Raw genomic sequence first — 13,335 nt, 5'->3', positions numbered from 1 at the left:
GTCTTAGTAATAGAAAACAGTTAAATCATTTCGGAAATTCCGAAAAACGAACATGAAAAATAATAATTTACATACGGTTAAATCTTCTGGTTTTAAAACACCCAAAAATTATTTTGAGTCGTTTGAAACTGATTTTTTTGAACGCTTGGATGAAAAAAAAGCCATGAAGACTTCAGAAGCTTCAGGTTTTATCATTCCTGAAAATTATTTTGATGTTGTTGAAGAGACAATCATAGAAAAACTTCAACCTAAATCAGAAAAACGAGTTATCAGCCTAAAACAAAAAAATACATTTTACTATTTTGCTGGTATTGCAGCAAGTATTGTACTCTTATTTAGTTTAGTATTCAATAACGACAACATTACAATTGATAATTTAGAAACCGAAATCCTTGAAAGTTACTTGTACCAAGAAGATTACACCAATGAGGATTATGCCTCATTGTTTAAATCTGATGATATTTCAGTAACCGATTTTATAGATATAAATATTTCAGATGAAGAACTCGATCACTACTTTGAAAACGTGGAGACTGAAGACCTAATTTTTGAATAAAACGATTATGAAAATAATACACACACTCATTCTTGCTTTGTTTATTTCTACTAGCATATTTGCACAAAAATTTGATAGAGAAAAAATTAAAGCTTTAAAAATTGCACACATCACAGAGCAATTAGATTTAACTGAATCTGAAGCACAGAAGTTTTGGCCTATTTATAATGCCAATGAAGACGCTGAAAACAAATTAAGAGAAAGTTCTACTAACAGAAGAAAAGACAAAAAGCCAGAAGAGCTTTCTGAAACAGAAGCAAAATCACTATTGTTAGCCATGGAAAAGACTGAGAAACAGAAAGTAGAATTACATTCTAAAATGCTTAATGAGTTATTAGAAATTCTCCCGGCAAAAAAAATAATTAAATTGTATCAAGCAGAACGATCTTTTAGGCAAAAAATGTTTGAAGAATATAAAAAACGGCACTCTAAACAATAGTGTATACCCTAAATAAAAAAGGAAGCTCTAGGGCTTCCTTTTTTTATTCTCTAAAAGTTAATTTACTAACTCTACCCTTACCTGCAGCGTAAGCTACAGAATCATTTAAAAATCGTATAGAATAAAAGCCTTCATTGCTTAAATGTCTCCATGAATCACCAGCATCATTGCTATAGTCAATACCTTTAAAACCGATAGCAACTAATTCTTTACCTTCAGAATTTGGAATGTACTGCACGCAGCTCCTGTAACCAGGTCCTTTTCCATTAGCTACAACTTGCCAAGTTTTTCCACCATCAATAGTTCTTATTTTATTGTTTATAGTATCGTTAGGTTTGGTGTAATCACCTCCAATAGCAAATCCATTTTTCTCATTATAGAAGTCTATAGAATAAATACCTGTAGTTACTTTACCTTGTATTATTGGTGTCTCGTAAACTTCCCATGTCGTTCCTTTGTCTGCTGAATATAGGATTCTACTCGCCTTGCCGCCGGTTGCGACCCAAGTATGATCACCAATTATAGAAATATTAGTATCACTCGCAGCGAATGCAGCTTCTCCATCTTTAGTTTTTGGTAAATCATCGCATAATATTTTTTTCCAAGTTTCACCTCCATCTCTAGTAATAATAATACTCATGCAGTCATCCGTCGGATCTCCAATAGCAATCCCTTCACTGTCATTCCAAAAGTCCATAGAATCGTAAAATGCTTTTGGATGGGTTTCAAAATATGTCAAAGCACCTCCTTTGAATAACTTTGCTGGATTTCCTATAGATAAAGTATAAGTATAATCTCCTTGAAAAGCCAATGCCCTAAAATTGTTATCCATTAACGAATCTTCGGTTATTTCCCAATATCTTCCAAAATCAAATTCCGAACCGAAACCGACATTTTGATAAATAGCACCTTTAGAAGTAGCTACTACGACTCTACCTTCATTTATTTCTATGGCTCTTACATCCAATGATGAATCTTGAAGCAATGTTTCAATTTTAACTTTCGAAAAACTTCTAGGTTTTACTGGTCCCTCTGATTTGCAAGAGACAAATCCTATTAATAAAAAGCAAGCAAGTAAACATCGCATAATTTTAATTTTCCCTAAAAATAGAAAAGCTTTGCGATATAACCGCAAAGCCTTTCAGATTATAAATTATAAAACTCTTAATCTACAATAGTATCCATCTCGGTTTTCAAAGTATTATATAGTTCCATATTTGAACCATCCAAAGCCTGATCTAATAAATTGGTATCTTCGAAGGGATCGTTAGATAAGTTAAAAAAGGCTTCCGTATTATCTTTAAACCTAATATATTTATGTGATAATGATCTTATTGCATAATCCGAGGTGCCATCGCCATAACTGATTTCTGAAAACAAATAGTTTCTGTTCCCTGTTATACTGTTAGAAAGTACATCTTTAAAACTTTCGCTATTATTGTTTTGAGTTGTAGAATTTCCTGACAAAGCAATAATGGTATCGTACAAATCAGTTGCATTAATTAAAGTAGTATCTATAGAATTAAGTCGAGAAACATCTTTCCCTGATATGACCATTGGCACATTAATTCCTCCGTCGTAAATAGCTCCTTTAGCTTTTCCTTGTCCATAACCTTGTGCTACCTGACTTGGGGAACCGTTATCTCCAATAAAAATTATTATGGTATTATCACGTTCTTCGGAAGGCATCGATTGTAGCAATCTACCCATTTCGGTATCCATTGCTTCAATAGCAGCTAAATAATATGGTAAGCGGTTCGCGTTAATACTAGCTTGGTTTGTTGGTAAATTACCTTGACTATGCAAATTAGTTGGCGGCAGATGAAAAGGTGTATGTGGAGCATTGTAAGCCATCCATAAAAACCAAGGTTCGTTCTGCTCTTCTACCCAAGTAATGGCTAAATCGGTAAGTTTAGTAGTGATATATTCTGTGCTAGTTGTAGAATTACCATTTTCTACTAATACCCAACTTTCATAATCTTGAACACCTCCAGACAAAATACCTGCGAAATAATCAATTCCCATAGCTATGGGCTGATTAATATCATTAGATAAATGCCATTTCCCTATTAAAGCAGTTGCATAATTAGGCATATCATTTTGTAAAATATGCGTTGAATTATTGAGCTGAAGTCCAACACGAGTGACTCCATTATTAGTTCCATATTTGCCTGTTAATATACTTGCCCTTGTTGGACTGCACACTGGATTAGCCCAAACATTATTGAAAGTGACTCCCTTAGACATTAAATCTTGAAGGACGGGCATATTGGGTTTTACACTTCCGATGTTATAATTTGGCGTAGCATCCAAACCCATATCATCAGCGATAATTAATAAAATATTTGGCGCTGATGGAGAAACATTATCGTCATCGTTTTGTAAACCGGCTGTGTCATCATTTCTACAGGATATGGCTAGTATAATAATGAATAGATATCTAATCTTCTTAAAAATCATGGTGTCTGTTTCTGATTATAACTTTTTAAACTTATATAGAATTTCTGACTTATAAAAACACAGTCTTTAAACCGACCTAAACTTCTTTTTCCAATAGCTTAATGTGACGTATTAAGCGCTGAAGGTCTAATTCTATAGTGCCGTTGTAGACTCCTCTTATATAACCTTCTTTGTCTACTAAAATAAAATTTTCTGTATGAATAAATTCACTTTCGTCTAGTGTTTTCTTAAAATCCTCATCAGCAAAATAGCCATTTCTAGCTATGGCATATAACTGATCTTTATCTCCTGTTACTAAATTCCATTTTTTAGAATCTACATTATTATTTAAGGCATAGGTTTCTAATTTATCAACAGAATCAACCCATGGCATTACAGAATGAGACAACAATAAAATATCATCGTTTTCTTTATATAGCTCTTGCAGTATATTCATGTTTTTTGTCAATTTCGGACAAATACCAGGGCAGGTTGTAAAAAAGAAATCAGCAATATATATTTTCCCTTTATAAGTGGCATTAGTTATGTTAATCCCATTTTGGTTTATAAATGAAAAGTCAGGGATTTTGTGCTTTACCTTTTCCCATTTTGGGGTAAAATCTGGAGACTCAAAATAAGGTAAATTTGTTGCAGAAACTTGAATGTCTTCAATTTTAGATTCACTGCTTTTCTTTTGGTTACAAGCAAAACAAATTGCAAATATTCCTATTATAAAAATTGATTTCATCTTCATCTCTTAGTTAACCTCTTCACTACCTACGGGGACTTGATAGCATTTTTTTAATCCGATTAATCCAAAGCGTTCCCCATTAATAACTTCGTAGTTTGCTTTTATCTTTCCGGTTTCATACCATACTTTTTGGCTCCCTACTTCGTTTCGATTAACGTAGTTAAAATCCTTTAGTATAGACCCCGTTTCGTACCATTCTTGTATATTACCGTGGTATTCACCTTTAGAATTAAAATGATATATAAATTTTGGATTTCCGTTATGCCACCATGCTTTGTGGACACCAATTTTTATACCTTTATTATAAAAACGTTCAGAAAAAACAGAATCATTTTGATACCATTTTTTTTCTAAACCTTCTTTTCTACCTGTACTATAATTTGTTCGAGATTTTATTTTCCCCGAGTTATAATACGATTCTAAAAGCCCTGTAAAAGGAATGTTTCCATGCATTAAAACACCATTTACTAAATCTAAGTTCTCCTCTGTATCGGGTATAACTAACACTCTATTTGATTGCTGACAAGACCAAATTAAACAGATAAAAAACAGATAATGTAAGCCGAAATTTTTCAATTAGTTGGTGATATTTCCTGGTGTTCCATAAAACCCATTTCCATTAAGGTATGGATCATCAGCTGTTATATGATAGTGGTAAATTCCATCAGGAAAATCTGCTGTAACTGTTAAGTGACCATGATAAACATCTAAATCTGATGATGAAATAGTTACACCATTTTCAATTGGTCCGTAAACAGGAAAACCATCCGCGAGTAATCCTAAAAAGGCACTATCGCCAAACTGCTGCGTTAAATACGTAGGTTCTATATGGTAGTGATACATGTCTTGCCCTGTTGGGTGTCCTAACCACTGATCGAAAGAATCAATCTCATTAGTTAATGGCTGATCTGGCCCTGCGTATTGATTAAAGAACACCACTCCGTTCCTCGAAATCCCTATAGGCCCAAGAGGTGTTGCCTGATGATTTACAGCTTCTGCTGGATTTAATGTTATTGTGAATGTAATATTTTGAGTTGCTATTTCATTTGGGTTTTGGTTATAATTGGAATTACTTCCATTGTATACTTCATATAATGCATTATTAGTCGGCCAATATGAACTCGTATGATTCGGTAAATCTTGAGTTGTAAAAGTTACGGAATCTTCATTAACAGCGTACGATAAACCTGTGCCATCAAATAAGGTTAATAGGGATGAAATATCATAATTTGCGGCATTAGGATTATCATTGGTGTCTGAGTTATCCGCTACATAACCTTCTGGCTGCTCGCAACCTTCTTGGCTCACATCTGGATTTCCTAAACCATCGCTATCTAAATCTTGATACCACATTGATTCCACACAAGGCGTTTCATCATTATTGGAACAAGAAAACATAATTAAAATCGCTAAAACTGCTACAAGTGGGTTGTTTATTTTCATATTTTTTCTATCTGATTAGCTGTTAATGTTGTGATAAGACTGATAAATAATTAAATCGTTTAATTGAGATCAAAAAAGAAAAGCTTTGCGATTTAACTGCAAAGTTTTTCAGTAACCATAATCAATCAATCAAATAAAAACTAGGTCATCACTCTAGCCTTCTTCTTTTAAAGCTTTAATATCTATTATTAATTGCTGCATTGATGCTCTATTTAATCCGTTATAGATACCTCTTATATGTTTGTTTTTATCTATGAGCAAAAAATTCTCTGTATGTAAAAAATCTTCGATACTCTTGGGTTCACCTAAATCATTTTCTACAAAATATTGCTCGCGACCTAAGTTGTAAATCTCTTGCTTGTCTCCGGTCACTAAATGCCATTTATTAGCAATTACTCCATATTTTTCAGCATAGTTTTTTAATACCGGAACTGAATCTTGTGATGGTGTGACCGTATGAGAAAGAAATAAGATCTCATCATCATCTTTAAATTCTTCCTGAAGCTTAAACATATTTCCTGTCATTTGTGGACAAATCCCTGGACAGCTCGCAAAAAAGAAATCTGTGATATAAATCTTATCATCAAAAGTGTTCGGGGTTACGACATCTCCTAATTGATTCCATAACTTAAATTCTTGAATCTTATGAAATTGACGTTCTTCTTCTGTTCCTGGTGTCATCCAATTAGGCGTAAACGATGCTTCATCGTAATAGGGTAAATACTCTACTCTACTTATTTCCGCTACTTCCAAATCTTCATTTTTAATTTGTTCTTTACAGCTAAAAGAAAGATTAGTTAGCACAATGACAATCCATAAAATTTTACTTTGTTCTAATAACTTTTTCATTTTCTAATTTATAACAAGTTGTCGCTCGCTTCATCCCAAAAACACGTCCATTTTTAGCTTCGTAATTCACATATAATTTACCATTAGGCAGCCAAGCTTTTTGAATGCCTTGTTCTAGACCGTCATTTAACCAAAGTAACTTAGAGCGTTCACCATTAGAATACCATTGCCCTTCTTCACCTTGCTTTTTACCATTTACATAATTGACTTGCAACGCAACATTACCATTTTCCCAGAAGCTTTTATAAACTCCGGTTAATCTATTTTGATTATAATAAGCCTCAATACGCAAAACTCCATTTTCGGACCATGTTTTAGCTACTCCCTGTCTCTTACCATTATGAAATCCTAATTTTTCTTGTAATGAATCGTTACCGTGAAATTTTACGGAATAGCCATTATAAGGTTCATTATGATAATACCACGTACCTTCGAGTTGATTCAGGCTTAAGTCGGATTTTAAAACTTCTTTATTTTTAATCGTAATTACATTTTCTACATGGACTTTAATAAAATCATCCGAAGTATTATTCTTCGAAGCGTCCTGACAACAGAAACAGCATATAGTAGTAAATAGGATAACAGTAAATGACTTCATAATTAATAGCCTTGGTAAGGTCCTGCAAATGCTAAATATGATCCTGTAGTAGAATACACTTCATTAATAATATGATAATGATATTCCTCTTCTCCATCTGTATATTGTGTTGTTGATGTATGTCCGCCAGAAGCATCTAAATCTGTTGGATACGTTCCTGTTGAACTACATTGTCTCCCATAAAGAAATACTCCGTCTAATAAAATGCCCACTAAATTATCGTCATCATCTGAAAATGCTTTTGGCTCTAAATGGTAGTGGTATACTCCTGGTCCTATGTGTGCTCCTGTCCAATCTAAACTAGCAGCTGCTTGATCTAAATCCCCTGCACCTTCTTGATCATTAAATATGGAAGCTCCACTCACAGCTATCCCAATAGTATTTAATTGTGTTGAGACAGTACTTCCTGTTAAATCTGGCGTCGCATCGACTGTAATTGTAACAGCATTATTGTTACTAGACATAATGCTTGGTGTTAAAGCTACATCGGGTTCGTCTCGATAAAGCTCATTCCCAACTCCCCAATATACTGTTTCATGATCTGGCAAACCGGTTGTTTCAATTATAATATTAGATCCATCGACATAAATAGTTGTAGCATCCGTGTTGAATGCTGCAAAAGCTGCATGAAGTTCTGCGACCACACTATCATCACCATCATCTGTTACTGTTGAATCGTCGTCTGCTGAGCAAGCTACCCCTATAGTAAAGAGAAGCAAGATCAAAGTTGATAATTTAAATACCTTTTTCATAATTAAATTTTATTAGTGTTTGCAATCGTTTAGTTTTTAGATGCGATTGTCAGCAAAAACTTGCGCACTATTTTAGAATTATTTTCTATCCCTTTGAGAACCTTGCTTTTTACCTCGACTTTCTTTTTTTAATTCTTCTTCTGTAAGGTAACCATCTGCATTAGAATCGACTTCAGAAAACGCATCAACCAAAGGCCCTTTTACTTCGTCTTTAGATAGTTTACCATCTTTATTAGCATCCATCTTTTGAATTAAATCAGAAGCATTTGATTGTTGACCTTGTCCTCCCCCTGGTCTTTGTCCTCCGCCTTGTGGTCTCGCTTCTTCATAGTCTCCCATTAAACATCTACTGATGTATGGAAACTCGGCTGTGACTAAATACATATAATCTCCATCAATTGTGATACCGTTGCATTCATCTAAGTCTCCTAAACCTGCTATATATTCATAATCAGAAGTAAATGTTCCATCATGATGACCTCCGACAGAAATATCGATAGATTGATGCGGATTTTCATAGGTGCAATCTTCACCTTCTCTATTACCATCTATAGCCTTATAACTTGGTTTGAATTTCCCTGATTTAGAATAATACATAGGAAAGCCATCGTGCGCAAAACCAACATGTACTAAATCTTCGCCTGCAACAAAATCTTCAATTACAGACGTTGGTGCGCCATGATAATGATACGCTCCTGTTGGTTGCACATGTGCATGATTAAAATCTAAGCCTAAATCTATGGCATCTTGAAGTGCTTCTACACGATAATTTTCGCCTGTATCACAAACCACAACTTCTGCTGTTCCTGGTTCAAATTTTATACCATTTAAAGCGACACCTGGCTCTCTTGCCCAAGTTGCTTTTCCTGTATATTTTGGGTTTAAAGGAAAACTGTAAGTATTATTCTGAGCAGAAATTGTATTTGGATTTCCTGGGTTTGGAAATTCTCCTGTTTTATGATTTGGTAATGCGTTAGTAACCATAATGCGCTCGTCTTTTGTAAGTGTCATTTTAGTTATAGTACCGTACTCCTTATTTTCTAAATTGTACGCTCCAAAATAATTATTGCTCTCAACTATACTTTCTGTAGTATGTGAATGCGCTTCGCCTCCATTGTGACTGTGTTCTGTATTGTTTTTTTTGCTTTGGCAACCGAACACTACACATAAGGCAAGAATACCTGTGAATTTAAATATATTTTTCATTTATAAATTTTTGAATCGTGTATTTAGATGCCAATTAGATTTAAAACTTGCGTTACATTTCTTATTATCCTTTAACTGTGAGTGAGCCACTAACTCCATGCAAACAACCTAAAACTTGATTGCTACCAGCATCTCCTGCGTGGTAATGATATCCTCTAACATCGTCATAATGTCCTCCACAATCATCTAGATCACTATACTCTTTTCCGCTGTTGTCTTTATGTCCATAAATACCAAAACCATCCATAGCATAACCAATCATTGGTGCATGAACATCTTTTTGTTTGACCTCTTTTGTATTACCTGTAACGGCATGATAATGGTAACCTTGATGAGGATTAACATGACCACCAGCATCATCTAGAGGTGCCAAAGTATGAGCTGCAAGAATAGCATGTGTTGGTGCAGGTGCTTCAAAATTAACACCGTTAAATGCAACACCAATTCCGTTTCTTCCTAATGTATTTGAACTCTCTAAATACATAGGTTTAACAGGAATAATATAAGTTGAGACTTTTTCTTTATAATAACTTGGCAGACACTCTACGCAATAGTTGTTGTATTTCTCGTCAACATCTGGTCTTGCAGCAGCTTCACATTCCTCTTGAGTTGTTGTCACTTTAACTGAACCATCTTCTCTAAATAAAGCCCATTCCTCATCTGAATAAAACGCTTTTAGATTAGCTATAAAATGACCATCTACATCATATACTTTATCGTCTTTAAACCAAATTCCGCCTTTATCTTTACCATCATTAATATGTGTTGGGCACCAAGGCCCCATTTTGTGCTCTTGTGGTTGAGAAGCTGTTGTAATTACGTAACAAAGAGCTTTAGTTCCGTTTGCTAACGTGCGTTCTTCTTTGGAAATTTCTTTTAATAAACTTTCCTTTATAAATAATGAAGGATCTACATTTATAGTGACTTCGAAATCTTTTTGAACACTAGTGTTACTTGTATTATTGCCTCTTGGCTCTCTTCTTTGTGGTCTTGGTGCATTATCTAATTCTTCTTTAGAGAGGAAACCGTCTTCATTGACATCAATTTTAGAAAAATCATTTGATAGAGGTCCTTGAACTTCAGATTTTGATAGTTTTCCATCTTTATTGGTATCCATTTCGTTTATTAAACTTTCTACACTTGGACCTTGTTCTTGTTCTTGACCTTGAGGTTGGTTTGAAACATTTTCATCGGCAGATTTTGTACCTGGTTTACAACACACTAATAAAAGTGTAATTATACATAATTGAGAAAATCTTAAAACTTTTATATAATTCATTTGAAGTTGATTTTTGAATTAAACTATAATTTAGTGAAAAAAAAGCATGGTATGGTCTAATCCTTCTTTTTCCTAGTTTTCTTTTTATCCTCATCTTTAGAATAAAAAGCCTTGAGTTCTTCTAAATCTAATTGACTATCCGCATTAACATCTATCACAGAAAAATGCTCCATTAAATCACGTTTATCTTTTGCTGCCACTTCTAATTCATTTAACAATCCGTCTTCATCTTGATCTACTTCTTTTAAAAGCTTCTCTGCAGAGACTTTTTTAGGCTTTGAACTATCTAAAAACGATTCCAATTCTTCTAAATCTATAAATCCATCCTCGTTACTATCTATTGTATCAAAATCTTGAGAAATCTTTCCTCTTTCAGCTTTTGAAGCTTCATCTTTATCTATAAGATCATCATTGTTAGCATCTAACACTTTCAATATTTCTGAGGCATCTGGTTTTCCGCCTTTGGGTGCTCCACTTCCTCCTCGTCTTCCGCCTCCTCCTCCAGGAGGTCCTTGTGCAAACATTGGAATACATACTAGCATTGAAAAAACTGTGATGGCTATTTTAATTTTTTTATAATTCATTTTATTTCTTTTTAATATTATGCCTCTTTATTCGTTAATTTTTTGAAATTTTTAATACTGCTGATGTATTAACAACAACGATATACAATCCTTTTGAAAAAGGTGAAAAATCAATAGTTATAGCAGCTTCGTTTGAAAACTTATTAGTAAATAATTGTTGTCCTTGTAGATTATAAATCTCAACAGTTTGAATATTATAATTTGAATTTTCAATAGTAAGATAATTCGACGTTGGATTAGGATAAACTTTAAGCGCATTTTTAAAAAGCACCTCGTCAACAGACAGTGTTTCATTATTGGCATTAAACGTTGGTTCTTGGATAACAAAATCACCTGTACCGTTAGGATTTCTCGCATAACCCATATCATCTGTTTGGGCGCCAAACGTTATATTTTCAATTACAGTTCCGTCTGCATAAGATAAAATGGCACTTTCACCATCTGAAGAAAATTTTATATCTGCATGTAAACCTTCTTGATCATCATCTTTATCGCACCAAACGATTAAATAACTATCTGGTTCTATTGTTAATCCTGAAGGAAAAGCCCACACTAATAAATCATCTTGATCATCAGATAAATATAAATTATCTAAACTTAATGTCTCTGAGCTATTATTGTATAGCTCTAACCAATCATCATAGTCTCCATCTTGATCTACAACTGTAGTTTCATTGGATGCCATAATTTCATTGATAACTAAATCTCCAACTGCGATAGTGGTGTAGGTTGCTTCAATACTATAAAATTCATACTCAGCTCTAGCTGGTGAAAACGCACCAATATTTGAATTTTCTGCATAAATATAATATTGAAGATTAGCCGTATCTATAGTGACATCAATGCCATAAACATTATCACCTGCAGCACCATCATTATGAGTACCATCATCAAACATTTCTATTTTTGTAAAAGGTTCCGTTAGATCTGTTCTATAACCTAAATACACATTATCTGTATCTGTTACCTCTGCAGTGATTGAAACCGTATCTCCAATTAATGGTGTCGATTCCGAAGATTCAACATTACTTATAGTAGGCTGTGCCGTTGTAAAATCTGACTGACTTAGTAGATATGAACTTCTTGCGATCATTAAATTGGTTAATCCACATGCCGTATTTCCACCGATATTATAATCCGTATTTATATTACCTGAGAATTGTGTATTTGTGTAAAATTTATTTAGGTCTGCAGTAACAGCTTCTGAAATTATAGCTTGGTAATCATTAGCTAATGTTAAGTAATTTGAGTTACTGATGTTTTCGGTCAAAATAGTTTTAAAATGTGCTAAATACATTCTTTTGTATTTAGGTATTGCTAATAATTTAGATATCAACGGAAAATCAGTATCTGTATCATGAAGCAAATAATCCAACTCTGCTTTTTCAGTAGTTGAATTCAAAGTTCCACTTGAGCCACCTGGTCCTCCTGGACCACCCGGACCTCCTGGACCACTAGTACTAGTCTCACCTGTCATAGCAAACGTACCGAAAGACATATTTAAATCCCAAACTACAGGTTTAAACTGGCCATTATTGTCTTTATATAAATAATAATTTTGTTTAAATTGACCTATATAACTATCTAGGTTTACCATTACATTATCGAAGGCCAACATCCATATCGCCATATCAACGTCTAAAACAGTTTCAATATTCGTAATATCATTATTCAAAACATTGGTTAATTCTATCAAATCATCCCAATGTGGAAGTGCTACGGACGCATCGTCTTCATCATCAGATTTAATTTCATAAGCATCATCGTAGCTTGTGTAACTGGTTCCCAAATATTCTAAATTAGGGAGTGTGATTGTTTCTGGACCGGCTCCATCTGGTGGACTACAACTAAAGAACGCATTATCGTTAGAATTAAAATGCTTGTTTACAAATTTCTTAGAAACAGATTCCGTATTGGTATACAAACCGATTAAAGTGCCATTGACATAGACATTTGCATAATTGGCCTGAGGTGCATCCATATATTGGTTGACAATATTATAAGCTACGGTCTCTCTTACGAATGAAGGATCTGCAAAAACATTAGCTAATTTAATATCTGTATACCCTTGATAATCTTGATCTACATAGGTATCTAATTCGATATGAAATGGATTTTTTGTCTGGTTAGCACTATAAGAACTATTGCCCTTATACTTAACACCTACTTGGTTAAAAACCGTACCATTAATAGTAACAGATGTCGCTTCTGTATACTCATTGTCACCGGCTTTTTCAGCATCTAACAACGCATCCCAATTGCTTTCAGCAAATTCAATTTCTATAGTTTGTATCGTATTAATGTCGTACAATTCTTGTGAAAAGACATTGATAGATATCAACAAAATAATAAATTGAGTAATTGTTTTTTTCATCGTATTTATATTGAAATTATTTCTTGTATAAAACTTTAGATGCTATAAGTGGTTAAAACTTGTGC

General features: G+C 33.8%; 14 protein-coding genes. 2 read left to right on the top strand and 12 right to left on the bottom strand.

Features of this window, described 5'->3' with window-relative positions; all coding sequences use genetic code 11:
- Positions 1 to 52: 52 nt before the first annotated feature.
- Positions 53 to 556 carry a hypothetical protein gene (locus HM986_RS07540; RefSeq protein ID WP_179334479.1) on the top strand — a complete coding sequence of 168 codons (504 nt, stop codon included), beginning with the start codon at positions 53 to 55 and terminating at the stop codon, positions 554 to 556.
- The gene (locus HM986_RS07535) at positions 549 to 995 is read left to right on the top strand and encodes a Spy/CpxP family protein refolding chaperone (RefSeq protein WP_179334478.1); all 447 of its coding nucleotides are present in this window, start codon (positions 549 to 551) and stop codon (positions 993 to 995) included. The genes HM986_RS07540 and HM986_RS07535 overlap by 8 nt, the downstream gene beginning before the upstream one ends.
- 43 nt (positions 996 to 1,038) lie before the next feature.
- Here HM986_RS07535 and HM986_RS07530 read toward each other — a convergent pair whose 3' ends face one another.
- The 12 genes from HM986_RS07530 to HM986_RS07470 all read right to left on the bottom strand — a co-directional run bounded on the left by HM986_RS07530 (position 1,039) and on the right by HM986_RS07470 (position 13,270).
- A complete protein-coding gene (locus HM986_RS07530) occupies positions 1,039 to 2,082 on the bottom strand; it encodes a WD40/YVTN/BNR-like repeat-containing protein (protein ID WP_179334477.1) in 1,044 nt (347 codons plus the stop codon).
- Between the two features lie 77 nt (positions 2,083 to 2,159).
- On the bottom strand, positions 2,160 to 3,455 hold the full coding sequence (locus HM986_RS07525) for a sulfatase-like hydrolase/transferase (RefSeq protein WP_179334476.1): 1,296 nt from the start codon (positions 3,453 to 3,455) through the stop codon (positions 2,160 to 2,162).
- A gap of 76 nt (positions 3,456 to 3,531) precedes the next feature.
- The gene (locus HM986_RS07520; protein WP_179334475.1) at positions 3,532 to 4,182 is read right to left on the bottom strand and encodes an SCO family protein; all 651 of its coding nucleotides are present in this window, start codon (positions 4,180 to 4,182) and stop codon (positions 3,532 to 3,534) included.
- A gap of 9 nt (positions 4,183 to 4,191) precedes the next feature.
- On the bottom strand, positions 4,192 to 4,692 hold the full coding sequence (locus tag HM986_RS07515; RefSeq protein WP_317167341.1) for a toxin-antitoxin system YwqK family antitoxin: 501 nt from the start codon (positions 4,690 to 4,692) through the stop codon (positions 4,192 to 4,194).
- 69 nt (positions 4,693 to 4,761) lie between these two features.
- Positions 4,762 to 5,628 (bottom strand): YHYH protein, encoded by an 867-nt coding sequence (locus HM986_RS07510; protein WP_218841415.1) that lies wholly within the window; start codon positions 5,626 to 5,628, stop codon positions 4,762 to 4,764.
- Positions 5,629 to 5,781: 153 nt separating this feature from the next.
- Positions 5,782 to 6,477: an SCO family protein gene (locus HM986_RS07505; protein ID WP_179334474.1), complete on the bottom strand. Its 696-nt coding sequence runs from the start codon at positions 6,475 to 6,477 to the stop codon at positions 5,782 to 5,784.
- Positions 6,452 to 7,075, bottom strand: coding sequence for a toxin-antitoxin system YwqK family antitoxin (locus HM986_RS07500; protein WP_179334473.1), 624 nt, complete (start codon positions 7,073 to 7,075; stop codon positions 6,452 to 6,454). The genes HM986_RS07505 and HM986_RS07500 overlap by 26 nt, the downstream gene beginning before the upstream one ends.
- A 2-nt stretch (positions 7,076 to 7,077) precedes the next feature.
- On the bottom strand, positions 7,078 to 7,827 hold the full coding sequence (locus tag HM986_RS07495; protein WP_179334472.1) for a YHYH protein: 750 nt from the start codon (positions 7,825 to 7,827) through the stop codon (positions 7,078 to 7,080).
- A 78-nt stretch (positions 7,828 to 7,905) separates the two neighbouring features.
- Complete coding sequence (locus HM986_RS07490) at positions 7,906 to 9,033, bottom strand: YHYH protein (protein WP_179334471.1); 1,128 nt, start codon at positions 9,031 to 9,033, stop codon at positions 7,906 to 7,908.
- Between the two features lie 64 nt (positions 9,034 to 9,097).
- The gene (locus HM986_RS17740; protein ID WP_246288476.1) at positions 9,098 to 10,312 is read right to left on the bottom strand and encodes a YHYH protein; all 1,215 of its coding nucleotides are present in this window, start codon (positions 10,310 to 10,312) and stop codon (positions 9,098 to 9,100) included.
- Between the two features lie 56 nt (positions 10,313 to 10,368).
- A complete protein-coding gene (locus HM986_RS07475) occupies positions 10,369 to 10,896 on the bottom strand; it encodes an EF-hand domain-containing protein (RefSeq protein WP_179334470.1) in 528 nt (175 codons plus the stop codon).
- A gap of 34 nt (positions 10,897 to 10,930) precedes the next feature.
- Entirely contained in the window at positions 10,931 to 13,270 is a 2,340-nt protein-coding gene (locus HM986_RS07470; RefSeq protein ID WP_179334469.1) for a CotH kinase family protein, read from the bottom strand.
- Between the last annotated feature and the right edge of the window lie 65 nt (positions 13,271 to 13,335).

The sequence above is a fragment of the Winogradskyella costae genome (assembly GCF_013403865.1).
Lineage (GTDB): Bacteria > Bacteroidota > Bacteroidia > Flavobacteriales > Flavobacteriaceae > Winogradskyella > Winogradskyella costae.
The sequence above is the reverse complement of the archived record's forward strand: the minus strand, read 5'-3'. Positions and strand labels throughout refer to the sequence as shown.

Bases quoted from the DNA above. Each gene is read 5' to 3' on its own strand.
- HM986_RS07540 (WP_179334479.1), top strand. From the start codon at position 53: ATGAAAAATAATAATTTACATACGGTTAAATCTTCTGGTTTTAAAACA.
- HM986_RS07530 (WP_179334477.1), bottom strand. From the start codon at position 2,082: ATGCGATGTTTACTTGCTTGCTTTTTATTAATAGGATTTGTCTCTTGC.
- HM986_RS07525 (WP_179334476.1), bottom strand. From the start codon at position 3,455: ATGATTTTTAAGAAGATTAGATATCTATTCATTATTATACTAGCCATA.
- HM986_RS07520 (WP_179334475.1), bottom strand. From the start codon at position 4,182: ATGAAATCAATTTTTATAATAGGAATATTTGCAATTTGTTTTGCTTGT.
- HM986_RS07510 (WP_218841415.1), bottom strand. From the start codon at position 5,628: ATGAAAATAAACAACCCACTTGTAGCAGTTTTAGCGATTTTAATTATG.
- HM986_RS07505 (WP_179334474.1), bottom strand. From the start codon at position 6,477: ATGAAAAAGTTATTAGAACAAAGTAAAATTTTATGGATTGTCATTGTG.
- HM986_RS07500 (WP_179334473.1), bottom strand. From the start codon at position 7,075: ATGAAGTCATTTACTGTTATCCTATTTACTACTATATGCTGTTTCTGT.
- HM986_RS07495 (WP_179334472.1), bottom strand. From the start codon at position 7,827: ATGAAAAAGGTATTTAAATTATCAACTTTGATCTTGCTTCTCTTTACT.
- HM986_RS07490 (WP_179334471.1), bottom strand. From the start codon at position 9,033: ATGAAAAATATATTTAAATTCACAGGTATTCTTGCCTTATGTGTAGTG.
- HM986_RS17740 (WP_246288476.1), bottom strand. From the start codon at position 10,312: ATGAATTATATAAAAGTTTTAAGATTTTCTCAATTATGTATAATTACA.
- HM986_RS07475 (WP_179334470.1), bottom strand. From the start codon at position 10,896: ATGAATTATAAAAAAATTAAAATAGCCATCACAGTTTTTTCAATGCTA.
- HM986_RS07470 (WP_179334469.1), bottom strand. From the start codon at position 13,270: ATGAAAAAAACAATTACTCAATTTATTATTTTGTTGATATCTATCAAT.